This window comes from Desulfosporosinus sp. FKA (assembly GCF_002196785.1).
Lineage (GTDB): Bacteria > Bacillota > Desulfitobacteriia > Desulfitobacteriales > Desulfitobacteriaceae > Desulfosporosinus > Desulfosporosinus acididurans.
This window is the reverse complement of record NZ_NAHZ01000016.1, coordinates 69,152-95,924: the sequence shown is the minus strand read 5'-3', so window position 1 is coordinate 95,924 and position 26,773 is coordinate 69,152. Positions and strand designations below refer to the sequence as shown.

Genomic DNA, 26,773 nt, shown 5'->3' with positions numbered 1-26,773 from the left:
TTCGGTTTGTTATGTTAAGTCTACGCGGTAAATGTTGCTAAGGCAAGCCAAAAGATGACAGAAGGTTTAGACGGATAAAATCTTCGAGGGGAGACTGCAAAATAATATTCACTTTAGAAGTATATTTCTTCGACAGGAAAGTTCTAACAATGTTATAATTATTTGAACTGCTTATTGCTTATTAAGGAAGGCTAACATAACTGACCGTTAGAGAATAGTAATTGATTTTCTGTTAGTTGGAACAGGAGGGTTATATTGCATAAGATAGGCTATCTCGGACCGGAAGGAACCTTTTCCCAGCAAGCGGCTCAACATTATTGCTATAATAAACAAGAAGCTGCTTTAGTTAGTTTGCCAAATATTCGTGAAATTCTTTTGTCCGTTCAACGCAATGAATTGGATTTAGCCGTTATCCCTTTTGAAAATTCCTTAGAAGGGTCAGTTAATATTGTCTTGGATGTATTGGCCTGGGAAGTAGACCTCGTGATTGTTGATGAACTTATTTTACCCATATCTCAAACATTAATGGTTACTCCAGGGGCTGATTGGGAGAGAATTTCTTCAGTTTATACCCATCCTCAATCCGCAGGGCAATGCCGGCTCTTTCTGGAAACTCATCTTCCCCAGGCAAAAGTATACTTGACGAGCAGCAATGCTGAGGGAGCTAATCAAGCGCAGATGTCTGGAAGAACTGCGGGTGCAATCGGACCGGAAGCTGCTGCAGATAAATTCGGACTCCAAGTAGTCTTGCGTAATATCCAAGATAAAAATAATAACTTCACACGATTTGTGGTTGTCGGCAAAAAGCCGATTCATCTTCCGGCAGGCCGAAACAAGACTTCAATTGTTTTTTCAACGGAACATACGCCAGGGAGCTTAGCGTGTATCCTAGACATTTTCAATTTATGGGATATTAATATGACTAAAATTGAATCGAGACCTTCTCGTGGTCAATTAGGGCGCTACATTTTTTTTATTGATATCGATGGACATTTATCTGATCCGGATGTTCGTGATGCTTTGACAATGGTACAGCGTAAAACAAATTTCTATAAATTTTTGGGCTCTTACCCCATGGCAGAGATTGATTAAATCATAACAGCTTATTATTTTTTCATCTTCAATGAGGGGTTCTAACTTATATATTTGAACTTGGGGGCTTTATGTGAAAACATAAAGCCCCTTTTTGGGCTGCTCTCGTTATGCCCAATAGCGGAAAGCTTTAGGTATGACCATAGTTCCGCAATTAAACAGCTGTACTGTCTTTGTTTTAAAAATTAATGTTAAAATCGCTAAAAGATAGCGGAGATAGCTGAAATAGTTATCTACTTAATAGATTCAAAATAGGCGACAGCAACTTCATAAAGGAAATTAATTGGGATTGGATCTTTCCCTATTAGGAGAGCATTGAGCTTTCTGAGTATGGGTTCGGTCTCCTCTGAAGAAGTATCGAGCAGTACTGTTGGTTCGACGTCTAAGGCAGTGCCTATTCTTGCTAAGAGGTCTAATGAAGGAGACCTTAGGCCTCGTTCAAGATAGCCGATATATGAACTACTGACATTAACAAGTTCTGCTAGCCTTTCTTGTGTAAGTCCCTTAGTCTGGCGGAATAATTTTATATTTTTTCCGACAACCTCTTGAATGTTAGACACTCTATCACCTCCTGTTCCAATTTTAAGGTAGTCACTTGAAACATCTTAGCGACTGTGTGTATGTAATTATATTGAAAACGCAAACAAATAGTTATACAATGTGAAAGTAATGTATCGAAATTTCATATTATAGCTAAGTTTGTAATATATCGGAGATGATTTAAAGGAGTGAGAAAGTTGTCAGAATATATTCTTGTTGTCGATGACCAATTTTCAGTTCGCTTATTTATCCAAAATGCTTTAGAACAGTTTGGTTACGAAGTTAAGGCAGTGGCCAGTGGATCAGAATGTTTGTGCCTCGCCACATCCCTTCACCGACCTTCGCTTATTCTTCTAGATCAAAACATGCCGGGAATGACAGGCTTACAGGTATTAGCACAAATGGCTCAGGACGATCAAGCTAAGACTATTCCAGTGATTATGATCAGCGGAGAAGAGGATATCGAAGCTTCTGCCCGAAGTTTGGGTGTCTGCGAAATCCTGAGTAAACCTCTTGATCTGGATCATTTTTTAAAAACTGTTAGAGCAACCCTAGAAAAGGAAACGGCTAAATCTTGATAAAAATGGATATATTTAGATTATATAACTATGATTATATAACTATGATTATATAACTATATTGATATCCTAAGTGCATTTGTATACTTAATAAATGTGTCGAAAAGAAAGGGGCAATAGTTTAATGAAATAACTATGCGGCTCTTTTTTTGTTTTCGCAGCTAATAGCGATAATACATTTAAAATACGATTCGAATCTACAATTCGAATTCCAATACCATATAGAAACAACTTTAAATTCTCCTAATGATGAAGTAGAATTAAATGAATCAATTAAGAAATAACCTAGAGTTATGAAGGGGAATATATAATGTATCCAATCAATTTCAATTACCGAATGCCTGCTGAATGGTCTGAACATAGGCGGACTTTCATTTCTTGGCCTGTTCAAGCCTCTATGTGCCATCCTGAGGATTATGAAACTGTATGTAAGGGGTATACAGAGATTATCCAGGCAGTTGCTGAATTCGAACCTATCACGGTGCTTGTGAATCCTGACGATTCAAAAGCTCTGTGTTCGATTTTCACCGATAAAAGGATTGAATTTTTGGAGATTGAGCACAATGACGCTTGGCTAAGGGATAACGGCCCAACCTTTTTAGTTAATAACTTGGGGCAACTTGCTGGGGTGAATTGGCGTTTTAACGCCTGGGGCGGAAAATATGAACCCTGGGATTTAGATGACCGAGTCGCGTCTAAACTCTTAGAGTATTTCAGTATCAAACGGTTTGACGCTCCTCTCGTTATGGAAGGAGGATCGCTCCATGTTGATGGTGAAGGAACGCTCTTGACTACTGAAGAATGTTTGCTTAATCAGAATCGAAACTCTGAATTAACCAAAGAACAGATTGAAGCTGAACTTAAAAATAATCTGAATGTCCGGAAGGTAATCTGGCTGAAAAGGGGGTTGGAAGGGGATGAGACAGACGGGCATGTGGATAACATTGCCTGTTTTGCTGCCCCAGGCAAAATCCTTTTGCAAGTTTGTAATGATCCTAATGACGGAAACTATGAGATTACCCGCACAAACTTAGAGTTGCTTCAAGGGGAAACCGATGCCAGGGGAAGATCTTTTGAAATTATCCCTATCCAGCAGCCTCCCAAATTATATGATCCTGAAACGGGAGCACGTCTAACATTAAGTTATCTCAATTTCTATTTTGTTAATGGAGGTATCATCCTACCGATCTTTGGCGGCCAGGCGGCTGAGACGGATGAATTAGCTAAATTGACTCTGACGGGAATTTTCCCACACCGGCGGATCCGTACTGTAAATGGTATGGGAATTATCAGAGAGGGCGGAAACATCCATTGTACTACTCAGCAAATGCCGGCTGGGATCAATAGACTATAGGAAAGGAACAATTATGAGAACAGTAAAAGTTGCTGCAACCCAAATGAGTTGTTCGAATAACATCACTGAAAATATCACTAAGGCAGACAGATTAGTTCGAGAAGCTGCAGGGAAAGGTGCACAAATTATTTTATTACAGGAGCTTTTCGAAACCCCTTATTTTTGTCAAAAAGAAAAGGCTGAATTTTATCGTTACGCTTCTGAGCTGGAAGAAAATAAAGCAGTTCAACATTTTAAAAAGGTTGCTAAAGAGCTTCAGATTGTTTTGCCCATTAGTTTTTATGAAAAGAAAAACTATGCCCGTTACAATTCTTTAGCAGTTATTGACGCCAATGGAGAAGTATTGGGTAAGTATCGTAAGAGTCACATACCTGATGGTCCCGGATATGAAGAAAAGTTTTACTTTAATCCTGGCGATACCGGCTTTAAAGTTTGGAAGACCCGCTATGCCAGGATTGGGGCAGGGGTATGTTGGGATCAATGGTATCCTGAAGCTGCTCGGTGTATGACCTTAATGGGGGCTGAGTTGTTGTTTTATCCGACTGCTATAGGTTCTGAGCCGCAAGACGGTTCCATTGATTCCCGGGATCACTGGCAAAACTGCATGCTGGGGCATGCAGCAGCTAATTTAATACCAGTCGTTGCCTCAAATCGCGTGGGTGTTGAAGACGATGAGGATTCCAGTATTACCTTCTACGGTTCGTCGTTCATTGCCGGCCCTCAGGGAAATAAGATTGTTGAAGCCGGTCGTACAGAGGAAACTACTTTAGTGACTGAGTTTGATTTAGAACAATTAGAGATCCAAAGGTTAGAATGGGGAATTTTTCGAGACCGACGACCTGATTTATATAAAATTATTTCATCCTATGATGGTGAGATAACGATTTAAATAGTTTTGGTTTTACTGTCATATAGAGACTAAGAGACAAGTTGATAGGCACTTTGCTTTCATGTTGAAGCGAAGTGCCTATACTTAAGTTCTGGAATCATCCGATTCCAAAAGCAAGATAATGCGGTTAATTTGGTGAAACAAGGAGGGTGTCATGACAGGACTTGTTCATTCATCGGTTTTTATCTGGCTGTTGCTCTTAACCTCAGTTGTGGCAATGTTAGGACGATTTATTAAAATACCTTACACTATTGCCTTAGTATTAACCGGCTTATTTGTTGGTTATTTGAAACTTTTGCCGGGAGTTCATTTGGAACCAGAGGTTTTATTTGCAATTTTCCTACCGCCCCTTTTGTTTGAGGCTGGGATTAATATTCACTTGGAGCCTTTGAAGAAAAATTGGAAGATTATCACTGCCTTGGCTTTACTGGGAACAGTATTATCTACCTTCGTTGTTGGCTATACGCTGCATATACTCTTGGGACTACAGTTACTGTTGGCACTCTTGTTTGGGGCAATTATCTCGCCAACGGATCCGATTTCTGTTTTAGCGATTTTTAAACGTTTAGGAGTTGCTAAACGACTGTCTGTTATTGTCGAAGCGGAGAGTCTGTTTAATGATGGAATTGCCGTGATTTTATTCAGCGTTATCCAAGGTATCCTTATAACTGGAACCTTTTCTCTGGCTCAGAGTGAATTAGCCTTTATTCGAACTTTTTTCGGCGGTGCTCTTGTGGGCATTGCTATTGGAGCAGCTGCCTCCAGAATTACTCAGGAATTCGATGACCATTTATTGGAAATAACCTTAACGACAATTACGGCTTTCGGTTCTTATATGGCTGCTGAAGGATTTCATGTTTCTGGGGTCATTTCTGTGGTTGCCGCTAGTTTAGTAGTTGGGAATTATGGAATGAAACGTGGTATGACTTCTGTATCGCGTTTGGCGGTACTTTCGTTCTGGGAATATGCGGCTTTTGTAGCCAATTCTTTGGTATTCTTACTCGTTGGTTTGGAAATGACGAATATATCCTTCAGAGAAAATCTTTTCTCAGTGGTGATTGCTGTTATCGCTGTCTTGCTGGGACGGGCATTTTCAATCTATGGATTGTCAGGAGTTTTAAATAGGTTCGGATTATCAATCCCTAGGAATTATCAACATGTTTTAGTCTGGAGCGGTCTGCGGGGGGCTTTGTCAATGGCTATGGTCTTGGGTCTTGAGGCTTCTATACCGGAACGCAGTTTCTTAATTCCCGTTACCTTTGGGGTAGTTCTCTTTTCTTTGGTAGCACAGGGCTTGACGATAGAGCCTCTGATTAACAAATTGGGACTGACTACTACTAATGAGGAGCTGAGAGATTACCAAAACCTGTTAGGAGAAAGTATGGCCTTACGTTCAGCTTCAGCTGAGATTGATCGTCATGTGCATATGGGGAACGTTTCCCAAATAGCCCGTGATGATGCGGTGAAATCATTACTCGAGAGACAGAAGGAAATTGACGATTTGATTAAGGAGCTTCATTTAAACAATGAGGTAATTATAGCCGCAGAGCGAGATAAAGCAGGCAAAATTGTTTTGACGGCTCAACGAAATGCTTTGCAAGAGGCAGCGCGCAATGGAATTATGGACTATACTATGGCGGCCAAAATTATTGGCGATCTAGAAAATGACCATAATGAGAAACATAATGATTAGAACATTTAGCTTTTTCTAATCGTCTTCTCGCTTTTTTAAAGAATATCGGGTGAAGTCAAATTCATCAGCAAAAGTATATTTCAGGAGACCCTGTAAAAAATAACTGTTTGAAATATTACTTGTTTGTAAAAGTTCTTTTTTAAAGGTTTCGAATAGTTCTTTAAACAGGATTTCGTGTTTTTTAGATGCCTTTATGGCTTCGTGGATCTTATTCAGCAAATCCAGGGAGACTTTGACACCGCTTGGCAAAATGCGCTTTCTCCTATCGCATAAGATTGTAAAGTCAGCTAGACGCACATCGAGGGCGCGATTATTTTTGGGGAGATTTACCTCCCCGAATAATCTTCGTACATAATTACGAAAACAATTCGCTTCGGAAGGGTTATAAAGTTCGATCCCATTGGGATAAAACCTTTCGAGGACAGCATGGTACATTTGAGAAAGGCTGATTTTATTTTTTAAATATACTTTGCCAGATAGACTGTACCCGGAAAGAATGACCGTTTTTGTGTCTTTAAAGCTTATAGGAAGTGAGAACTTTAGCATAATTTCATGAATTAAAGGATCTACGAAATCATAATCGAGCATCTCAGGCAGTAAATTTTTATAGCCTTTTAATAGTGAATACCAATGCCCGTCTCCAATAATAAAACCGTTAAGTTCGCTGCACCATTGTAAGCTAGAGCAATCACTTTCTTTTAGGCAATAGGAAAGAACATCTGATAAACTGCCAAAATATTCTTCGAGGGCGTTAACTGAAACATAAGTTGTAGTTTCGGCAAAGGCAGAAAGAATATAATGGGGCCAAAACGTTGCAACATAATTATTAAAATGATTTTGCAGCGTTTTCTCGATTTGACGTACTCTTTGCCGGGTGATTCCTAAATCTAAACTGATTTCATGAAGTGTTGATCCCATGGCACGACTTCTCATTAGTTTAAATGTTCGAGATTTGTTAAATAATCTTTGGAGGTCATTACATAAAACCGCCATAAGGTCTTCCTTTAACCATCCCATGAATCCTCGAAGATCAGATTCATCGTCGGCACATAACCTTTGGGAGAATATCCCCTTAAGGTCACTCACAAGGGTTATGTTGATTCTTTGAAAGAGGTCGATTAGATTTGTGGGCTGATCCTTTTTATAGGCTTTAACTAAGGAAACAGCCCTAGCCTTGTAATTGTTGCTATTAATCCTTTGGAAAAGATGATTGAGATGCTCTTTATTTTTTTTATTAATTTCATAGGTGTTTACATACGAGTCTAACAAAGTTATTAGGTTCCTGAGGTTTGAATAGTTTCGTGAACACCAGAGACAGAACTCTTCCCCCAAATCTTCTTTTGCTTTAAGAAGTTCATTGGAAGTGACGGAAGATATCCCTTGTTTTTGATCAAAATCTGCAATAGCAAATGAGAATAACCATCCAAAAGCGGTTGCTTTTTCTGGGCTTTCAAGACAAACATTGAACATTTCCTCACCTAATACATCCCTTAGTTTATCTTGTAGTTTGTCTTGAGGTTCTAGGTTATACTTCATGAGCGCATCCTCCTAACCGTAAAAAAGCAAAAGTGAGCCCTGTTTTCTATAGACAGAGGGCTCACTAAAACACTTTATCACTACAAATCCTGGCAAGATTTGGTGCCCGGTTGTGAAGTTTTTCAATGAAAAATTTTAACTCAGATATACTGCGAAAATATAAACAGTGGAAATGATAACCGACAAAATCATTAAGGGGAAAGCTATTTTAAGGAAACCTTTGTAAGTGAGGATAACTCCGTTTTTTTCAGCTAGCCCAGCTACAATGACGTTGGCAGAAGCTCCAATAAGTGTCCCGTTGCCACCCAAGCATGCTCCCAAGGATAAAGCCCACCATAAGGGTTTCAAGTTTGTAATTCCTCCGATTTGCCCCATCTTTTGGATAAGTGGAATCATTGTAGCGACGAAAGGGATGTTATCGATAAATGCGGATGCAATTGCAGATAACCATAAGATTAACATCGTCGTAGCAGAGATAACTCCGCCTGTAGCTTCAATAGATCTCCTGGCAACCCATTCAATCACTCCGACTTGATTTAAAGCGCCAACAATGATAAATAAGCCTGCAAAGAAAAAGAGAGTCGGCCATTCGATAGTTAGAAAGATATCTTCAGGTTCTTCCTTGGTAATTAACAATAAAAGCGTGGCTCCCCCTATGGCAATAGTCGCTGGTTCAAAATTAAGTACTTTATGCAATAGAAAGCCTAAAATTGTCAAAGTTAGGACGAACAGAGACTTCTTTAGCAAAGCAAAATCTTTTATAGCTTCGAGTTCCGGCAAATCCATAATTCGAGCCCTGGCAAGTTCCGACGCTGTCAGCTTTTTACGATAAATAACCCGTAAAATCAGCATGGTTATTAAAAATGTAGCGGCAATGGGGATGAAGAGATTTTGAGCAAAATCCAGGAAGCTCAGGCCGGAAGCACTGCCAATCATAATATTGGGAGGGTCTCCGATTAAAGTTGCGGTACCGCCGATATTCGAGGCGAGGATTTGGCTGATCAGAAAAGGTATGGGATCGATAGACAACTCAGAACAAATGGAAAATGTTACAGGCACTATCAGTAAAACCGTTGTTACATTATCAAGTAATGACGAAGTTATTGCCGTTACTGCAGAAAGGGCCACTAAAATCAATACTGGGTCACCTTTAGCAAGCTTGGCGGCTTTGATAGCCGTATATTCAAAAACTCCCGTTCGACGAGTTATACCAACAATGATCATCATGCCAATTAACAGACCAATTGTATTGAAGTCAATGGCTTGAATTGCTTGTTCCTGATTTAGAACATTAGCGAAAAGTATTAAACTAGCGCCCATTAAAGCAACAACGGTTCGGTTAAGAGTTTCTGTGATTATGAGGCCGTAGGTTAAAAGGAAGATGACTAGGGTTATAACTAAAGGCTCAGCTAATGTCACATTCTGTTCTCCTTTCCAGGTTGGCAAGAAGCTAAAATAAAGGCGGCTGATTATTTATTCGTAAATAATCAGCCTTCTCTAATCTTTGCCATCGCTAAATAGCTTTCTCACCTTTATCGCCGGTGCGAATACGAATAACTTCCTCCACATTATGAATAAACAATTTGCCATCGCCAACCTGACCAGTACGTGCAGTTTTAACGATAATATCGATAACTTCATCTAACTTTTCATCAACAGTGACGATTTCTATTTTAATCTTCGAAAGCAAATGTGAAACAACTTCTTGCCCCCGGTAAATTTGCGTATAACCTTTTTGTCTGCCAAAACCAAGCACATGGGTTACTGTAATGCCTAAGATTCCGGAAGCCGCCAGGGCATCTTTGATTTCATCCAGTTTACCCGGCCGGATTATGGCTTCAATTTTTTTCATAAAAATTCCCCTTTCATATTTATGGGCCGCGTTAATCAATTCTAAAGAAGTATCTGAACTTATTCGCCGGTTGATGACTGCATAACGAATTCTGGATAAGCTAACATGCCCATTTCTGGAATATCCAATCCAGCTAATTCGTCTTCCGGTTTCACACGCATACCGAGAGTTGCATTGAGAATCTTAAAGAAGATATAAGACAAGCCAATACTCCAAACCAGAACTACTGCGGCGTCGATTAATTGGGCGCCAAATTGCCCGACATTTCCATAAAGCAGGCCGGTTACTCCTCCGGCAACTCCGTTGAGGCCATCTCCGTAGGTGCCGTCAGCAAAGATCCCGACACTGATGACGCCCCAAATACCATTAACCATATGAACAGAGATAGCTCCCACCGGATCATCAATTTTCAATTTGCGATCGATAAAGAGTACACTGGCTACTACAAGGGCTCCGGCTATTGCTCCAATAAGAACAGCGGAATTGACTGAGACGAAGGCAGAAGGAGCAGTAATCGCCACTAAACCTGCTAAAGTACCGTTACACATCATAGAAGGGTCTGGCTTTTTATACTTAATCCACATAATCATCATGGCTACAAAGCCGCCCACGGCACCGGCTAACATGGTGTTAACAGCAACCACTGAAATACGTAAGTCAGTACCGGCTAAGGTACTTCCGGGATTAAAGCCGAACCATCCGAAAAACAAGATAATAGTACCTAGAATTGCCATAGGGATATCGTGACCGGGAATAACGTTGACTTTTCCGTTAACATATTTTCCTATACGAGGTCCTAAAACTAAAGCAGCAGCTAAAGCGCACCCTCCTCCGATACTATGAACAACACCGGAACCTGCAAAGTCAACGACCCCATGCCCCAGGCCCCATTTAGAACCAATTTGGGAAAGCCAGCCGCCGCCCCAAACCCAGTTGCCATAAATGGGATACAGAATCATAGAAATGAAGAAGCTGCCAATGACAACTGCGGAGAACTTGATACGCTCCGCCTGTGCTCCTGTTGGTATAGTCACTGCGGTATCCATAAATACCATTTGGAACAGGAAGAGAATAAATACTCCCACGTCATAAGTTCCTCCAGAAGTTAGAAAAAAGCCTGTATGACCGAACAATCCCCAACCGTTGACAGCGAATTCCCCGGTGAGTGGCGGCGTTCCGCCTAAGGCACCCACTGCGCCAACTCCACCAAACATCAAACCGAATCCTACAAGATAATAACCGATAGCTCCCACCAAGAAGACCATTAAATTCATAGCCATGGTATGAGCGGCATTTTTTGCACGGGTAAAACCGGCTTCAACCAGAGCAAACCCTGCTTGCATGAAGAAAACCATAAAACCCGTAAGTAAGGTCCAAACAAAATTGATTCCAATTTTGTTTTTACCAACTTGAGCGGCGACTTCCGATAATGTCGGATCTCCGGCTTTGGCCGCGGCGATATCGGCGATTCCCCCGGTGTTTGCTCCTGAGGGATCACCACCGGCCGCTAAGGCTACTGTAGCAATCATGAGAATCAAAAATACGGTTAACAACGTGATCTTAATCAATTTTGATCTTTTCATTTTTCCCTGCCCCTTTCATTAATAATAGACAATATAGACGTTTTTTAGGATGTTTCAATTTCCACGTATTAATAAAGAAATAATGGCAAATGATGAGTTTATAAAGCTGTTAGGATTGACTTCTAAGTCTTAAATAGGTCCTGCGCAAATGAAAACCTTTGTAGATACCGAATAAAAGCACCAACATTCCTAAAAACGATGATGGCAATGGCCGGTTAAAAGCACTTAAATAGAAGTTCGGAATTATCAACAGCCAGGCTAAACCGGAAAGTATAATAAAAATGTCTGCACCTATCAGGACCTTGAGTATTTTCATGGAATCACCTCCTTAAAATAAAAGAGACGCTCGGACATCATTGCCCAAGCGTCTTTGCTTGAAATAAATAAGGCGCTCTCGAAATTCATTCGAGAGCGCCTTTGCTCATTACGGTTATTATACGGAGTAATAGTTGTGAAGTCTAGATACTTTCGAAAAAAACATTGTATACATTTTGAGAGTACGAATAACAAACTGGTAAATACTTGATGAGATTTTGAAATGGAAGATTGGGGGTGAATTGTTTAAAAAATGTGTATTGACAAAAATCTTGAGAATTATTATTATGGGTTATGTAAACCGGTTTACAAAACTGATTTCTATAACTTCTTCAAAACATTAGATTGAAATTGAAGGAGGTGGGACTGAGATTAAGCAAACAAAAACGACCATTGATGAAGTTGCAAGTAAAGCGGGAGTTTCCAAAACAACGATTTCCCGCTACTTGAATGGTCATTATGAATTCATGTCTGAGGAAACACGAAAACGTATTGAAGAAGTTGTTGAAACCTTAGGCTATCGACCAAATAATCTGGCTAGAGGTTTAAAATCTAACAAGAGTGGATTAATTGGCGCCATAATATCAGATATCACCAATCCTTTTTTCGCAATAGTACTTAAAGGGATTGGCGATTATTGTCAAGAAAAGGGTTATCAAATAATTATTGCCAACACGGACAATGAGCCTGAGCTCGAAAAAAAATACATTCAATCCCTGATTGACAATCGAATTGAAGGCTTAATCGTTAACAGTACAGGTCAAAATATTGATTATTTGCTTTCTCTTCAAGAACAGGGCTTACCTATTGTTTTAACAGACCGTGCCCTTCCAGAATTGAAGTTTGATACTGTAACAAGTAACAATTTTGCGATGACAACGCAGACGGTTCAATATCTTTTCGATGTTGGCTTCCAGCGAGTGGCCTTCTTTACCGAGGAAACCAATTGGAGCAGTTCGCGTCATATCCGGCAGAATGCATTTTTGCACGCTTACCAATTGTCCCAGAATATTGAGGCTCATGACCTTGTCTATGTCATAGATAACAGTAATCCCAAATCCATTGAGGATGCTCTGCAACGCTTTCGTATGGCAGGTGAAACAAAAAAACAGGCAGTAATGGCTGTCAATGGCGTAACCTTGCTCAATCTTCTCCAAGAAATTCGCAAATTAAATTTAGCTATGCCAGACGATTTAGGAGTTTGCGGTTATGATGATATGGGTTGGGCAACACTAATTCCTCCCGGGATAACTGCGATTTCTCAGCCTTCTTACATGATTGGAGTTGAGAGCGCTAAAATGCTGATCAATAGAATCATAGGGAAACGACGTAAGGCAAAGCCGAAATTGCTGGAATTACCTTCGGAATTGATTGTGCGCGGTTCCACAAGTTTGTAACAGGTAAGATAAATCTTTTCCACATCAACGTGGAAAATTTTTTACCACGTTAGTGAACCGGTTTACAAAACCGTTACCTAAACTTTAATTAATTTTAAATTTTTGGGGAATATAAAGAAAAGAGTTTTGGGAGGAAAAAATAGTGAAAATGAAAAAAGCTAAACGATTGGCAATTGTTGGATTGACGATTGCAGCTATGTTAACTCTTACGGCCTGTGGCACCTCGACCGGTCAAAGTACCGGAAGTGCTGGAAGTGCTTCAAGCGGCGCTCATATTACCTTGCGTTTAGCGGATGACCAGCCCACGAATTATCCGACAGTTGCTGGGGATCAAAAGTTTGCTGATCTTGTTAAGCAACGCAGTAATGGTCGGATTACGGTTACAGTTTATCCCAATGCCCAGTTAGGTGACGAGGCTACTGTAGCTGAGCAAGTTCAACTTGGAGCTATCGATTTTGCTCGGATTAATGCTTCACCTTTGGCCAGTTTTGATAAACAGCTTAATGTTTTAAATTTACCCTATCTCTTTAACTCCAGTCAGCAAATGTGGGACGTCCTGAATGGACCCATTGGAGACCAAATCCTTTCGACGTTATCTACGGCCAAAATGGTCGGTTTAACCTATTATGACTCTGGAGCCAGAAGCTTCTATAATTCCAAACATGCGGTGGTTCATCCCAGTGATTTAAAAGGAATGAAGATTCGCGTTCAGCAATCACCGATGTATATTGACCTGGTGAAGGCCCTGGGTGCTTCCCCTACCCCGATGGCCTATGGCGATGTTTATGGTGCTCTGCAAACAGGTGTTATCGACGGGGCAGAGAACAACTGGCCTAGTTATTACTCCACAAACCATTATCAAGTGGCCAAATATTTTACTGAAGACGATCATACCCGGACTCCGGAAATCCTCTTAGCCAGCCAAACCTCTTGGAATAAGCTTTCAGCTGCTGACCAAAAGTTAATTATGCAAGCTGCTAAGGATTCTCAAGCCGCAGAACGTACTTCCTGGACTCAATTAGAAAACAAAGCTAAACAAGAAGTTACTGCTCATGGCAATGTTATCAGTAAAGTCGATGTTGCAGAATGGCAAAAAGCAGTTCAACCTTTATATGACAAATACGGTTCTGAATTCAAAGATATCATCGCCAAAATTCGAGCTACAAAATAAAAGGTTTTGGATGGCCAGGTTGACTGGCCATCCCCTTCCGCAGTTTTATATGAAAGGAGTCAGTCATGTCATCCATTAAAAGAACTTTAAAAACTTTCGTCGGCGTATTTGACAATGTCGTCGAGTCTATTGGCTCCTATATGATGGCCGTAATGGTTATTATAGTTTTCTGTCAGGTGTTTAGCCGTTATGTTTTACGTAATACACCAGCATGGTCTGAAGAAGTAGCGCTTTTGTTTATGACAGCGTATGGTTTCCTCAGCATTGCCACTGGTATTGGCCGGAAAGTTCACTTGAGTATCACTGTTCTCTATGACCATTTTCCGTCTCCTGTTCAAAAAGCTTTGAATATATTATCTGATGTATTAAGTGTCCTCTTTGGCCTGTTTCTGATGATCGAAGGCTACAAATTTACGGTTCTAACCTGGAGTTCACAGCTTCCCGCCACAGGACTGCCTAATGGAGTTCAATATATGGTGATTCCCTTTACTGGTCTCGTTATTGTAGTTGATCGGCTCTTAGGTCCTTTCTTGGATGAAGGAGGCAAAGTATGAGTACAGGTATAGCTATTGCATTATTAATAGGGACTTTTTTAATCTTAAGCTTTTTGCATGTTCCGGTAGCTCTCAGTCTTGCGGTTTCTTCAGTCTTAACGGGCATATATCTAGGTGTTCCCCTGGAAGTTGTGGGTCAGCGTATGTTGAACGGGCTCAATTCAACCTCTATGATGGCCATTCCCTTGTTTATTTTCGCGGGTGAAATTATGGGGGAGGGCGGCATTTCGGAAAGGCTCATTAAACTTTCCAATCTTTTGGTCGGTCGTTTCAGAGGCGGTTTAGCAATAGTGAACGTTCTCTCAACTATGTTTTTTGGAGGAATTACAGGTTCAGCCGTAGCTGATGCTTCATCTATTGGCAGTATTATGATCCCCATGATGAGGATGCGCGGTTATGATGATGATTACGCTGTCAGTGTAACTTGCACTGGTGCTATACAGGGAGTTTTGCTTCCGCCAAGTCATAATATGATTTTATATTCTTTAGTCGCCGGTGGAGTATCTATTGCCGGATTATTTGCGGCAGGACTAATTCCGGGAATTGCCTTGGGTTTGTCTCTGATGGTTACCAGTTATGTCATTGCAGTGCGTCGTAATTATCCACGAGGGGATGTCATTCCCAAGAATCAACGCTTGCGTGTTATTGCCGAAGGACTGTTAAGTCTGTCCACAGCAGGAATTATCATGTTAGGAGTTTTGGGCGGTGTTTTTACCGCTAATGAATCCGCAGCAATCGCGGTAGTTTATGCTTTGATTATCGTTACCTTTGTCTTCCGGGAAGTTGGACCTAAAGGTGTTCATAATATTTTAGTCAAGACCTTCCGCAAACTTTCCGTTGTACTGTTTTTGATTTCCGCATCTTCTGCTTTTTCTTGGTTTCTTTCTTATCTTCATATTCCGGATGCAGTCATGAGTTTTATCACTGGGTTATCCAGTAACCCTCATGTGGTTATTCTATTGATCGATCTTATCTTACTTGCTTTTGCCTTAATTATGGATATGGCACCGTTAATTTTGGTAGCTACCCCGATTCTTCTCCCCATTGCTACAAAGGTTGGCGTCGATCCAATCCAATTTGGCGTTATGATGATGTTAGCTTTAGGAATGGGCCTTTTGCTGCCGCCAATTGGAGCTGCCATTTATGTCGGCTGTTCCATGGGCAATTTGAAACTTGAACAGGCCTTTAAAGCCATGTTGCCCTTTTTGGCAGTTATGTTTTGTATGTTAATGTTATTATCCTATGTGCCAGCAATTTCTTTAACGTTACCCAAAATTTTAGTTCACTAAAGAGGAAACTTTGAATGCTTGTTGGGTGGCCATTTCATTTTGAAAATGGTCACCCGATTACTTATAACGCAGTTTTGGAAAAATTATAAAAATTAATACTGGTGGTGAAATAATTTGAGCAAAATAACTGAAGTTGGCTTAGTGGGTTATGGAATGGCAGGACAGGCTTTTCATGCCCCGATTATTTCTTCTGTCAACGGTTTAAATTTAAAAACGGTGGTTGAGCGTCGTGAGCAAAAAGCTAAGGATCGTTATCCATGGGTTTCTTCTGTAAAGAGTGTTGAGGAACTTTTAGCTGATCCTGAGATTGAACTTGTCGTCATCGCTACCCCAAATGCAACTCACTTTGATTATGCCCGACTGGCCTTGGAAGCAGGAAAACATGTCGTTGTAGACAAACCATTTACGGCAACGTCTGCTGAAGCTAAGACTTTGATAAAGCTGGCTCAGGAGAAAAACTGTCTGCTTAGTGTCTTTCAAAATCGACGCTGGGACGGCGATTTTCAAACAGTACGTCAGCTAATAGAGCAAGGGCTGCTGGGGCGGGTCGTCGAAGTTGAAGTTCATTATGACCGCTATATTAACTATTTGCGGCCTCATACCTGGAAAGAGGAAGAGAACCCCGGTGCCGGTATCGTTTTTGATTTAGGTTCACATCTCATTGACCAGGCCCAAGTTCTTTTTGGCTTACCAAAGTCTGTAACCGCGGATATTCGGCGTCAAAGAGAGGATAGCCAAATTGATGATGCTTTCGAGTTAATCTTGAATTTCGAGAAGGGAATTAAGGTTACCTTAAAAGCCGGTATGTTAGTAAGAGAAAAAGGACCCCATTTTATTGTCCACGGTACAAATGGTTCATTTGTAAAATACGGTTTAGATCCACAAGAAGCGGCCCTGAAATTAGGGCTGATGCCTAATGATGATCCTTTGTGGGGACAAGAGCCGACAGAGGATTGGGGTGTGTTAAATACGGAGGTCAATGGTTTGCATTATATAGGCAAGGTAGAAACCATCAGGGGTGATTATCGAGCTTATTATGAAAACATCTCCGCTGCGCTCAGCCAAGGAATTAAGTTAGCAGTCAAACCCGAAGAGGCCTTGAATACTATTCGCATCATTGAGTTAGCTTTAGAAAGTCAAAAACAACAGCGTACTTTAACCTATTCTGCTGAGTGAAAATGATTAGTATAAATTCAGTGGGCATATGTAAACAGTAGTAATATGAAGCAGAAAGCACAAATTTACAAAAGGAAGATGGTAACAATGACAACCTTCATGGATGAGAATTTCCTTTTATCAACTGAAACAGCCATCGATTTATATCACAAGTATGCCAAAACTATGCCGATCATTGATTACCATTGTCATATCAGTCCTAAGGAAATTTTCGACAACAAACAGTTTAAGAACATAACTGATGCTTGGCTCTATGGAGACCACTATAAATGGCGTGCCATGCGAAGTGTTGGCGTTGATGAAAAATTTATTACCGGGGATTCCAGTGACTACGAAAAGTTTTTGGCCTGGGCCCAAACCATGCCGAAGCTGTTGGGGAATCCTCTTTATCATTGGACCCATCTGGAATTGCAGCGCTATTTTCAAGTCTATGAAGTTTTAAGCGAAAAGACTGCACCGGCGATTTGGGAAAAGGTAAATTCCTTGCTGGCAGGGGAAGGCTTTAGGGTTAGAGATATCATCAAGAAGTCCAATGTTAAGGTGATTTGTACCACGGATGATCCGACAGATTCCCTGGAATATCATCTCAAACTTAAAGACTGTGCTGATTTTGAAGTAAAAGTTTATCCGGCCTTCCGGCCTGATAAGGCTCTTGGCATCGATAAGGAAGGTTTTAAAGATTGGGTGGATAAGTTAGCCCAGGTAGCTAAGGTAAATATCGAAAACTACTCTGACTTTCTTGCGGCCTTGAAAAACCGCCTGGATTTCTTTCATGCAGTCGGCGGAAGAGTTGCGGATCATGCATTGGATTATGTCCCCTTCCAAGAGACCTCTGAGGCAGAAGTCAGTGGAATATTTGCCAAAGCGCTCCAGGACCAAGGAATTAGTTTTGAGGAGGAACAAAAATTCAGAACTCATACCTTGCAATTCTTAGGTCAAAAGTACACGGAACTCGGCTGGACCATGCAGCTTCATATCAATGCCCATCGCAATAATAACTCCCGCATGCTCAAGCTGTTGGGGCCTGACACAGGTTTTGATTCTGTCAATGACAGTAAAGCTGCTTATCCTCTTTCCCGACTGTTAGACTCCTTAGAGACCAAAAATGCTCTGCCTAAGACTATACTCTACAGCTTAAATCCTAATGATTTCTATGTTCTAGCTACTTTGATGGGATGTTTCCAAGGCAGTGGTATTGCCGGAAAGATACAGTTGGGAGCAGCTTGGTGGTTTATTGATCACAAAGAGGGTATGCTGGAACAAATGAAAACCTTGGCCAATTTAGGGGCCCTGGGTACCTTTGTTGGTATGCTGACAGATTCACGCAGTTTCCTTTCCTATACGAGACATGAGTATTTCCGAAGAATACTTTGCCAAATGCTGGGGGTATGGGCTGAAAACGGTGAAGTCCCTAAGGATCGAGAACTTCTCGGTAACTATGTTGAAAATATCAGCTTTAAAAATGCTAAAGCATACTTTGGAATGGAATTTTAGGTAAGGAATAATTGAGGTGCGGAAATATGAAGAGAATAAAAATGATTGAAAAAATTCTTGAAGCCGGGGTTATCGCTGTAATACGTGCGGAATCCAAAGAGAAAGCTATTCAAATTGTCGAGGCTGTCCAAAAAGGCGGTATCAGGGGTATAGAATTAACGATGACTGTTCCAGGTGCAGTAGATATCATTAAAGAGCTATGTAAAGCGAATACAGACCATGAGCTGATTATCGGAGCTGGAACGGTCTTAGATACGGAAACGGCTGCAGCTTGTATAAGGGCGGGCGCGGATTTTATTGTAAGTCCCAGCCTGAATCCAGAGGTGCTTAAACTCTGCAACCGCTACCGAGTGGCTGTTATGCCTGGAGTGGTTACGGTTAGAGACGCCGTTGAAGCTTTAGAATACGGTGCGGAAATTATCAAGGTCTTTCCGGCCAGCTTATTTGGGCCGGGAATTCTCAGCGCTCTCAAGGGACCTCTTCCACAAGCTAATTTTATGCCAACCGGCGGAGTCACTTTGGACAATATTAAGGATTGGGTTAAGGCTGGTGCAGTAGCTGTTGGAATAGGCAGCGAATTGACTAAGGGAGCTAAAACAGGAGATTATGAACTTGTTGAAAAAACGGCGGCCCAGTTTGTTGGGCAGTTTCAAAAGGCTATAGCCGAGGTGAGGAAATAGCCATGGACGTCGTCAGTTTTGGAGAATCTTTGGTAGTTTTTAATCCCGATACACCTGGGCCTCTAAGGCAGGTGAATGGTTTTCGCAAATCCTTAGGCGGAGCGGAGTCAAATGTCCTTATCGCCCTTGCCAGATTAGGCCATAAGGTAGGTTGGTTTTCCAAGCTTGGTGACGATGAATTTGGACGCTATATTTTAAATTCCATACGAGCAGAAGGGGTCGACACCTCCCAGGTAAAAATGCTTAGACAGGAAAGTACAGGCTTATTATTTAAGGAAAATTATCAAAGCTCTAATCCCAATGTCATTTATTACCGTAAAAACTCAGCTGCCAGTACCCTTAGTGTTGATGATATTAATGAAGACTATCTAAAACAAGCGAAAATACTTCATTTTACGGGAATTACTCCGGCTCTTTCCTCAAGTGCCTGCGAAGCTGTTTTTAAAGCCGTTGAAATAGCTAAAACTAATGGAGTTTTAGTATCCTTTGACCCGAATCTGCGCCTCAAGCTTTGGAGTCTTGATGAAGCAAGAAGTACAATTTTAGAACTCGCTCATTATGCGGACATTATTATGCCAGGTATTGATGAAGCTGAGCTTCTGCTTGGCATAAAGGATGTGGAAGCTATAGCTGACTATTTTACTGCCCAAGGCAGTAAAATAGTCGCAATCAAGCTCGGGAGTGAAGGGTGCTATCTGCGCCAGGAATCTGAATCACGATATGTCCCTGGTTTTAAAGTAGAGAAAGTGATTGATACCGTCGGAGCCGGTGATGGGTTTGCTGCTGGTCTCTTAGCAGGAATTTTACGAAAGGAAAGCTTGGAGGAAAGCGGCAAATATGCCAATGGAATAGGGGCCATGGCTACGCTAGCGCAGGGTGATTCCGATGGCTACCCCTATTTTGAACAATTATTAGAGTTCATGGGTCGTAAACAACGTATTGAACGATAGCTATAAAGACAAGTAATGGAGGTCTTGGACATGAAATTAAGCAAAGAGAGTTTTCCTGAGTATAAAAAGCATCCGGAAAGAGTTCTTCAGTTCGGAGAAGGGAACTTTTTAAGGGCTTTTGTTGACTGGCAAATCGATACAATGAATAAATCTGTAGGTTTTGACGGCAGTGTTATTGTGGTTCAGCCGATTGAACAGGGGCTTGTTGACAAGTTAAACGACCAGGATGGTTTGTATACTCTCTACCTGCAAGGCATTAAAGAGGGAAAAGCCGTCAAAGAACATTCTGTGATTAATAGTATAAGCCGGGGTATCAATCCCTACACTCAGTACGATGAGTATTTGCAAGCAGCTGAAACTCCAGAATTACGCTTTATCATTTCCAATACGACAGAATCGGGAATTGCTTTTGCGGAAAACGATCAATTGGCTGACGCTCCTCAGAAAAGTTATCCTGGGAAGTTAACCGCCTTTTTATATCACAGGTTTAGGACCTTTGGCGGTGACAAGGATAAAGGGTTGATTATTATACCATGTGAACTGATTGACCGAAATGGTGAAAAACTTAAAGAAATCGTCCTCAAGTATGTTGAATTCTGGAAGCTTGGGGAAGAGTTTAAAACCTGGCTGGAAAATTCTAATACCTTTTGCTGTTCTCTCGTCGATCGAATTGTCACTGGGTACCCAAGGGATACGATTAAGGAGATTACAGAAGAACTGGGTTATGAGGATAATTTAGTTGTAGTCGGTGAGCAATTCCATCTCTGGGTTATTGAAGGCCCAGAGTGGGTAAAGAAGGAATTTCCGACGGAAGAGGCAGGGCTTAACGTTAAGTTTGTCAGTGACATGACTCCTTATAGAACGAGAAAGGTAAGAATTTTAAACGGAGCCCACACGTCCTTGGTTCCGGTAGCGTATCTTTATGGCCTTGATACCGTCGGGCAATCTGTAGACGATCCGGTTATTGGTCAATTCATTAAAGATGTTATTTATGAAGAAATTATTCCGACCTTGGATCTGCCTCAAGAAGAGTTAAAGTATTTTGCAGGTGCTGTTCTGGAGAGATTTGCTAATCCTTTTGTCCAACACTATTTACTCAGCATTGCTTTAAACTCAATGTCTAAATTCGAAACCAGAGTACTGCCGACACTTTTAGAATACGTCAGGAGAAATCAGCAGCTGCCTGAAAAAATTGTCTTTTCCCTGGCTGCTTTAATAGAATTCTATAAGGGTAAACGAGGGGACGAAGCAATTAAACTGGCTGATGATGCGGATATTCTGGGGCTGTACCAAGAAGCCTGGCAGAAGTGTGATGGTTCTGAGGCAGCTCTGAGTGAGCTGGTCCGCACGATCCTTGGGTACCAAAAGAACTGGAAGATGGACTTGAATGAAGTAGCGGGGCTTACTGAAGCAGTTACCAGGGACTTGACAGCTATTGAAAAACTGGGCATGCCCGAAGCCCTTAAAAACTTACTATAAGAGTGATTGATTATGAAAAAGGATTTACTGAAAATTCATCAAGCCGATAATGTCGCTATTGCCTTGCGAAAATTGAATACAGGTGACGTTGTTGATCTGGACGGCCGAGCAATCCCTATTCATGAAGAGATTAACCGGGGGCACAAAGTTGCTGTTCAAGATATTAAACAAGGCGAAAACGTCCTGAAATATGGTTTTCCCATTGGCCATGCCTTACAGGATATTTCTGCGGGTGATCATGTTCATACCCATAATCTTAAAACCAATCTGGAAGGTATTAGTGAGTATTCCTATGAGCCGCAAAATTTCCAGCAGAAAGACTTTCAGCGTAATTTGAACTTCCTTGGCTATCGTCGGGAGGATGGCCGGGTAGGAATAAGAAATGAGCTTTGGATCGTTCCCACGGTGGGCTGTGTCAATGGCACGGCAGAACAGATTATTGAGCGTTTTAAAGAAGAAGTGAAGAATACTGCCATCGACAATATTATGGTTCTCAAGCATAACTATGGTTGTTCTCAGCTGGGTGATGATCACGTCAATACACGGACAATCCTGGGCGACGTGGTGAAGCATCCCAATGCCGGAGGGGTTTTGATTTTAGGCTTAGGCTGTGAAAATAACACCATGCCCGAATTTATAAAGTCCTTAGGGGATTATAATCAACAGAGAATTAAGTATTTGGTTTCTCAGGAAGTGTCTGATGAAGTGGCCGAAGGGGTCAACATTCTAAAGCAACTTTATGAGCAGATGGTTAGGGATCAGCGGGAGGAGATACCTCTTTCTGAACTTAAGGTAGGGCTGAAATGCGGAGCCTCCGATGGATTTTCCGGGATAACGGCTAATCCTCTGCTGGGGAAATTCACGGATTTTTTGGTAGCTCAGGGGGGAACAGCCGTCCTCACTGAAGTACCTGAAATGTTTGGCGCGGAGACGTTGCTCATGGCGAGGGCCAAGGATAAAGGAGTTTTTGCTAAAACGGTGGATTTAATCAATAATTTTAAAGAGTATTTTATTGAATATAAGCAGCCGGTCTATGAAAATCCTTCGCCAGGCAATAAAGCAGGAGGAATTACTACCCTGGAAGACAAGTCGCTGGGCTGTACCCAAAAAGCAGGATCTGCCACTGTTATGGATGTTCTAAAATACGGCGATACTTTGCAAACCAAGGGATTAAATCTCCTCAGTGCACCAGGCAACGATTTAGTAGCTTCCTCAGCTTTGGCGGCAGCAGGATGTCAGCTGGTTCTCTTTACCACAGGACGAGGAACTCCTTTTGGCAGCTTTGTTCCGACGATGAAAATATCTTCCAATAGCCAGATTTATGATCTTAAGCCCCATTGGATCGATTTTAATGCTGGAAGCTTGATCGAAGATGTGACGATGGAGAATTTGCTTGAGGATTTTATTAATTATATCCTTGCAGTCGCCAGTGGACGCTGGGTTAATAACGAAAACAATCAATTTCGGGAGTTAGCTATTTTCAAAAAAGGTGTCACTTTGTAAATATATTATGATAACAATGGTTATCTGAGAAATGGACATTTCACCGTTGGTCAGAGGCAGCATGGTGTATTATGCTGCTAAGACTTAAGGTTGTTTTGGTTCGAGAATAAGCAAAGGCGCGCTCGTATAGTACGGGCGCGCCGAATTTTGTCGGGCAATAATGTCCATTGGACATTATTGTATCTGAAGCCCCAATGTTCAGCTTTAGCGTAAGCGAGTTCACTGGGTATATATATCGGGTGTTACTAAGTTATGATGCCGTTGTGTCACGACTTAACTTAAATCAAAAAGTTCCTTAAGTTCCTCTTCCGATAATTTGGAAAGAAACGTTTCCCCCGGCTGAATCACTGAATCTACGAGAGCCTTTTTTTTAACTTGTAAAGCACTGATTTTCTCTTCAACAGTGCCTTGGGTAATAAGCCGAATGACCTGAACAGAGTTTTTTTGGCCGATTCGGTGAGCTCGGTCTGTGGCTTGATCTTCCACTGCGGGGTTCCACCAGGGATCATAATGAATAACCATGTCGGCACCAATTAGATTAAGGCCTGTCCCTCCAGCCTTGAGGGAAATTAAAAAGACCTGGCCGGTTCCTGCATTGAAGGAGTTGGCCATTTTTAGCCGTTCGGCAGCTTTGGTTGCTCCTGAAAGATAGAAATGCTCAATGTTCTGTGAGTTTAAAAACTTTTGGATAAGATTCAGCATGGTTGTAAATTGGGAGAAAAGAAGGATGCGGTGACCGCTGCCCAAGGCATCTGTGAGGATTTCTTGCAAGAGCAGCATTTTCCCGCTTTCACCAGCATAATCATCGAGGAATGTGGCGGGGTGGCCGCAAATCTGCCGAAGTCTGGTAAGGGCTGCGAGAATCTTAATGTGACTTTTATTAAAGCCTACTGTAGCCAGTTCTTGCGCTATCTGACCTTTTGCTTCTTGTAAATAGGCGAGGTATAGTCTTTTCTGTTCCTCTGTTAAAGACGCATAAAGCTGTGTTTCAATTTTATCCGGCAGTTCTTTAAGAACATCTTTTTTCAGGCGGCGTAAGATGAATGGATTTACATGGCGGCTTAGCTCGGTAAGAGGCGTGTCTTCCCCTTTGGCAATGGGTAGTTCGAACTTTTGGCGGAATTCTGGGTAAGTGAGGAGATAGCCGGGCATGATGAAATTGAAAAGAGACCATAGCTCAGAAAGAGAATTTTCGATCGGCGTTCCTGTTAAGGCAAAATATCCTTTGGCTTGAATTTGTTGAACAGATTTAGCATTCAGGGTTTGTGAGTTTTTGATATGCTGGGCTTCATCAAGAAAGCAATAAGAAAACATAACATCCTTTAAATTGTCAATCTCACGGCGAATAATGGGATAGGAGATAACTACAAGATCCCACTGGCCGATACGTTCTATTTGAGCCTGCCTCTCCTGTGGTGTTCCATCGATGACAAGAATTTTTAAAGAGGGGGTAAACTTTTGAGCTTCTGTCTGCCAGTTATAAATCAGTGAGGTCGGGGCGATAACCAGGGCAGGATCTGGTGAAGCCTCTTTTTCGGATAAAATGAATGAGAGAATTTGGAGAGTCTTGCCCAGGCCCATGTCATCGGCCAGTATACCGCCTAAACCGCAGGCAGCTAAAGTCTTTAACCATTGAAACCCAGTTTTTTGGTAATCTCTCAAAACATGACTCACGTCTGCGGGAATTACATAGTCGCCATCCTGTGGCTCAAGAACGCTTTGCACGAGTTGTTTAAAGGCCTTGTTGCGCTGCATTCCGGGGAGATTAGCCTGACGAAGAAAACTGTCAATATACATGGCTCGGTATTTGGGAATATTAATAAGTTTTTGATCCAGATCTTTGACATTGAGATTTAAATTATCAAAGAGCTGAGCTACTGAGGTTAACTCAGGTTGGTTTAAATCAAGAAAGGAACCATCGCGAAGGCGATGGTATTTTTTCTTTAAATGCAGGGAATGAAATAAATCTGTCAATTCGCTGGGATCAATATCGTTGTATTGAAAGGATATTTCAAGGATGTCTGAGGTTTCATTTAAACGAACTTGGCCGAAAAAGGCCGGAGCGGAACGAATTTTGAGTTTGAATTGATCGGAATAGTATATCTCGGCCAGATTCTGAAGCAGAGGGAGTCCTTTAGCTATGAATTGAAAGATTTTGTCGTCGTCATCAAGGTAAATGCGTCCTTTGGAAACGATAAATTCGGCCTGCTCCAGAATACTAAGGATTGTCCGCTCTTGGGTGATGGAGCGAATGAGGATGGTTTCATCGGCAGAGTCATTGATAATGTCTCGAGTTGAGGTAAAAGGGTTTATGGCAACATTTCCGTAATGAAATTCTAAGCGGGCCGTAATGCCCAGATCTTCAGAGCGATCAAAGAATAGTTTGGCTTCTAACGCATCTTGACTGAATTTATCTTCTAAGACAGGGTCTATAGAGACCGTTCCTATTTTTTCAATCATGGGCAAGGATTCAGAGACAAACGTTTCTTTCTGAGCGGCCGGAATAACAATGTCTGTCACAGCATTTCTGTCAAGACTGCTTATAAGGGATGGGAGCAGGTCTTTTTGAGCTGTAGTTGCTTGATAAATCGTTTGTCGGTACAAATAATAGCTGCCGTCAGCAGTTAATTGCAGAGGGATATCGGTGGACTCCAGGGTCAAGGAGAGGTCTTGATCTTGGGAATTCAAAGAAAATTCCAAGGACAGACCGTCTCTGACAATCCGCATTCTTTGAGGACTCGAACTATTAACTTGGCAAAGAAATTCTTTATTGCCCATTGCATCTAAAAATTTCGTCAGATAATAGCCGGATAAAGGCAGGGGTCTTTGTTTAAACAAACTTGAACTATAATAGTTTCCCTGCATTTCAAGAAGAGAAGCGTGCTGTTCATACATCTTAATTAACATGGAAACCAGTGCTTGATCTTCTGGCTTAAAGGTTTGACGCTGAGGCTCAAAGGTGAATTGTTTGCCAAATTCCAGAGATTGGCCTGTTTTAAGAGCAGTAAGGAATTGCTCTAAGTCTTTAATGACATAAAGGCGCTGCAGCCCAATTTTAAGCTGCAAATCAGCCGATAAGTGATAGCCGGTCATAATAGTGAGCTCTGCATTTAAGGTTAGCTCTTCTAAATGAAAGTCCCGCTGCTGATGAGAAAAGGCTTGAAGGAATTTCTCCACAGCCTGATTCTGTTTCGAGGACTTAGACCAGGACATTGTTTTTTGCAGAATAGTTTTTAGAACTGCAATGACGTGTTTACATGCGCCGTGATATTCGGCAAAGGCAGGGCAGGTACAGTAATAGGAGTGTAAGGCACCCTCTTTGGCGAAGACTAACTGGACTTCATAACGTAAATTGCCGATGACAGAAGCGCTGACAGTACCTTTCTCAGGGTCATAGTTACAATCGCGAACTCTATTGGTTAAGAAATAGGAAACTCCCTTCTTATAGACACGGTCATTATCAGCCAGTTTCATAATTTGGGGTTCTGAGATTGAAAAACGAGGCATGAATTTACTCCTTTAGCGGCATAATGCCACTAGACTAATTTTTACAGGAATCGAGTTAAGAATATCATAAATGAGGTTAGGCGTCTAACTTGAAATTATACTGTTTTCTTCGTCAAGATGGGTCGAAATTGCTCTTCATTG

General features: G+C 41.5%; 22 protein-coding genes. 15 read left to right on the top strand and 7 right to left on the bottom strand.

Going from position 1 to position 26,773, the window contains the following annotated elements:
• The first annotated feature begins 255 nt into the window (after window positions 1–255).
• Complete coding sequence (gene pheA / locus B5771_RS04915; protein WP_088186546.1) at window positions 256–1,092, top strand: prephenate dehydratase; 837 nt, start codon at window positions 256–258, stop codon at window positions 1,090–1,092.
• A gap of 233 nt (window positions 1,093–1,325) precedes the next feature.
• Here pheA and B5771_RS04910 read toward each other — a convergent pair whose 3' ends face one another.
• Window positions 1,326–1,652 carry a helix-turn-helix transcriptional regulator gene (locus B5771_RS04910; RefSeq protein WP_047810089.1) on the bottom strand — a complete coding sequence of 109 codons (327 nt, stop codon included), beginning with the start codon at window positions 1,650–1,652 and terminating at the stop codon, window positions 1,326–1,328.
• 168 nt (window positions 1,653–1,820) lie between these two features.
• On the opposite strand from B5771_RS04910, the gene B5771_RS04905 reads away from it, so the two are divergent.
• The 4 genes from B5771_RS04905 (at window position 1,821) to B5771_RS04890 (ending at window position 6,146) form a co-directional block, all read left to right on the top strand.
• Window positions 1,821–2,210, top strand: coding sequence for a response regulator (locus B5771_RS04905; RefSeq protein WP_242966737.1), 390 nt, complete (start codon window positions 1,821–1,823; stop codon window positions 2,208–2,210).
• 310 nt (window positions 2,211–2,520) lie between these two features.
• The gene (locus B5771_RS04900) at window positions 2,521–3,564 is read left to right on the top strand and encodes an agmatine deiminase family protein (RefSeq protein WP_088186544.1); all 1,044 of its coding nucleotides are present in this window, start codon (window positions 2,521–2,523) and stop codon (window positions 3,562–3,564) included.
• A gap of 13 nt (window positions 3,565–3,577) precedes the next feature.
• A complete protein-coding gene (gene aguB, locus B5771_RS04895) occupies window positions 3,578–4,453 on the top strand; it encodes an N-carbamoylputrescine amidase (RefSeq protein ID WP_088186543.1) in 876 nt (291 codons plus the stop codon).
• 154 nt (window positions 4,454–4,607) lie between these two features.
• Window positions 4,608–6,146 (top strand): Na+/H+ antiporter, encoded by a 1,539-nt coding sequence (locus B5771_RS04890; RefSeq protein ID WP_088186542.1) that lies wholly within the window; start codon window positions 4,608–4,610, stop codon window positions 6,144–6,146.
• Window positions 6,147–6,161: 15 nt separating this feature from the next.
• Here B5771_RS04890 and B5771_RS04885 read toward each other — a convergent pair whose 3' ends face one another.
• The 5 genes from B5771_RS04885 to B5771_RS04865 form a co-directional block, all read right to left on the bottom strand.
• Window positions 6,162–7,682, bottom strand: coding sequence for a hypothetical protein (locus B5771_RS04885; RefSeq protein ID WP_088186541.1), 1,521 nt, complete (start codon window positions 7,680–7,682; stop codon window positions 6,162–6,164).
• A 135-nt stretch (window positions 7,683–7,817) separates the two neighbouring features.
• Window positions 7,818–9,101 (bottom strand): ArsB/NhaD family transporter, encoded by a 1,284-nt coding sequence (locus B5771_RS04880; protein WP_088186540.1) that lies wholly within the window; start codon window positions 9,099–9,101, stop codon window positions 7,818–7,820.
• A gap of 94 nt (window positions 9,102–9,195) precedes the next feature.
• A complete protein-coding gene (locus B5771_RS04875) occupies window positions 9,196–9,534 on the bottom strand; it encodes a P-II family nitrogen regulator (RefSeq protein WP_047810096.1) in 339 nt (112 codons plus the stop codon).
• A 59-nt stretch (window positions 9,535–9,593) separates the two neighbouring features.
• Window positions 9,594–11,117 carry an ammonium transporter gene (locus B5771_RS04870; RefSeq protein WP_088186539.1) on the bottom strand — a complete coding sequence of 508 codons (1,524 nt, stop codon included), beginning with the start codon at window positions 11,115–11,117 and terminating at the stop codon, window positions 9,594–9,596.
• A 109-nt stretch (window positions 11,118–11,226) separates the two neighbouring features.
• The gene (locus B5771_RS04865) at window positions 11,227–11,433 is read right to left on the bottom strand and encodes a hypothetical protein (RefSeq protein ID WP_088186538.1); all 207 of its coding nucleotides are present in this window, start codon (window positions 11,431–11,433) and stop codon (window positions 11,227–11,229) included.
• A 343-nt stretch (window positions 11,434–11,776) separates the two neighbouring features.
• On the opposite strand from B5771_RS04865, the gene B5771_RS04860 reads away from it, so the two are divergent.
• The 10 genes from B5771_RS04860 to B5771_RS04815 all read left to right on the top strand — a co-directional run bounded on the left by B5771_RS04860 (window position 11,777) and on the right by B5771_RS04815 (window position 23,125).
• Window positions 11,777–12,829 (top strand): LacI family DNA-binding transcriptional regulator, encoded by a 1,053-nt coding sequence (locus B5771_RS04860; RefSeq protein ID WP_083996074.1) that lies wholly within the window; start codon window positions 11,777–11,779, stop codon window positions 12,827–12,829.
• A 148-nt stretch (window positions 12,830–12,977) separates the two neighbouring features.
• Window positions 12,978–14,000 (top strand): TRAP transporter substrate-binding protein, encoded by a 1,023-nt coding sequence (locus tag B5771_RS04855; RefSeq protein ID WP_242966741.1) that lies wholly within the window; start codon window positions 12,978–12,980, stop codon window positions 13,998–14,000.
• A gap of 65 nt (window positions 14,001–14,065) precedes the next feature.
• Window positions 14,066–14,554 carry a TRAP transporter small permease gene (locus B5771_RS04850; RefSeq protein WP_053006382.1) on the top strand — a complete coding sequence of 163 codons (489 nt, stop codon included), beginning with the start codon at window positions 14,066–14,068 and terminating at the stop codon, window positions 14,552–14,554.
• Window positions 14,551–15,843: a TRAP transporter large permease gene (locus B5771_RS04845; RefSeq protein WP_088186536.1), complete on the top strand. Its 1,293-nt coding sequence runs from the start codon at window positions 14,551–14,553 to the stop codon at window positions 15,841–15,843. Before B5771_RS04850 ends, B5771_RS04845 begins: the two co-directional genes overlap by 4 nt.
• 114 nt (window positions 15,844–15,957) lie before the next feature.
• Window positions 15,958–17,019 carry an oxidoreductase gene (locus B5771_RS04840; RefSeq protein ID WP_088186535.1) on the top strand — a complete coding sequence of 354 codons (1,062 nt, stop codon included), beginning with the start codon at window positions 15,958–15,960 and terminating at the stop codon, window positions 17,017–17,019.
• Window positions 17,020–17,106: 87 nt separating this feature from the next.
• On the top strand, window positions 17,107–18,513 hold the full coding sequence (uxaC, locus tag B5771_RS04835; protein WP_088186534.1) for a glucuronate isomerase: 1,407 nt from the start codon (window positions 17,107–17,109) through the stop codon (window positions 18,511–18,513).
• A 26-nt stretch (window positions 18,514–18,539) separates the two neighbouring features.
• Window positions 18,540–19,193 carry a bifunctional 2-keto-4-hydroxyglutarate aldolase/2-keto-3-deoxy-6-phosphogluconate aldolase gene (locus B5771_RS04830; RefSeq protein WP_047810104.1) on the top strand — a complete coding sequence of 218 codons (654 nt, stop codon included), beginning with the start codon at window positions 18,540–18,542 and terminating at the stop codon, window positions 19,191–19,193.
• A 2-nt stretch (window positions 19,194–19,195) separates the two neighbouring features.
• Entirely contained in the window at window positions 19,196–20,143 is a 948-nt protein-coding gene (locus B5771_RS04825) for a sugar kinase (RefSeq protein ID WP_088186533.1), read from the top strand.
• Window positions 20,144–20,173: 30 nt separating this feature from the next.
• Window positions 20,174–21,622 (top strand): tagaturonate reductase, encoded by a 1,449-nt coding sequence (locus tag B5771_RS04820; protein WP_088186532.1) that lies wholly within the window; start codon window positions 20,174–20,176, stop codon window positions 21,620–21,622.
• A gap of 12 nt (window positions 21,623–21,634) precedes the next feature.
• Complete coding sequence (locus B5771_RS04815) at window positions 21,635–23,125, top strand: altronate dehydratase family protein (protein WP_088186531.1); 1,491 nt, start codon at window positions 21,635–21,637, stop codon at window positions 23,123–23,125.
• Window positions 23,126–23,398: 273 nt separating this feature from the next.
• On the opposite strand, the gene B5771_RS04810 is transcribed toward B5771_RS04815, so the two are convergent.
• On the bottom strand, window positions 23,399–26,632 hold the full coding sequence (locus B5771_RS04810; protein WP_088186530.1) for a DEAD/DEAH box helicase: 3,234 nt from the start codon (window positions 26,630–26,632) through the stop codon (window positions 23,399–23,401).
• Between the last annotated feature and the right edge of the window lie 141 nt (window positions 26,633–26,773).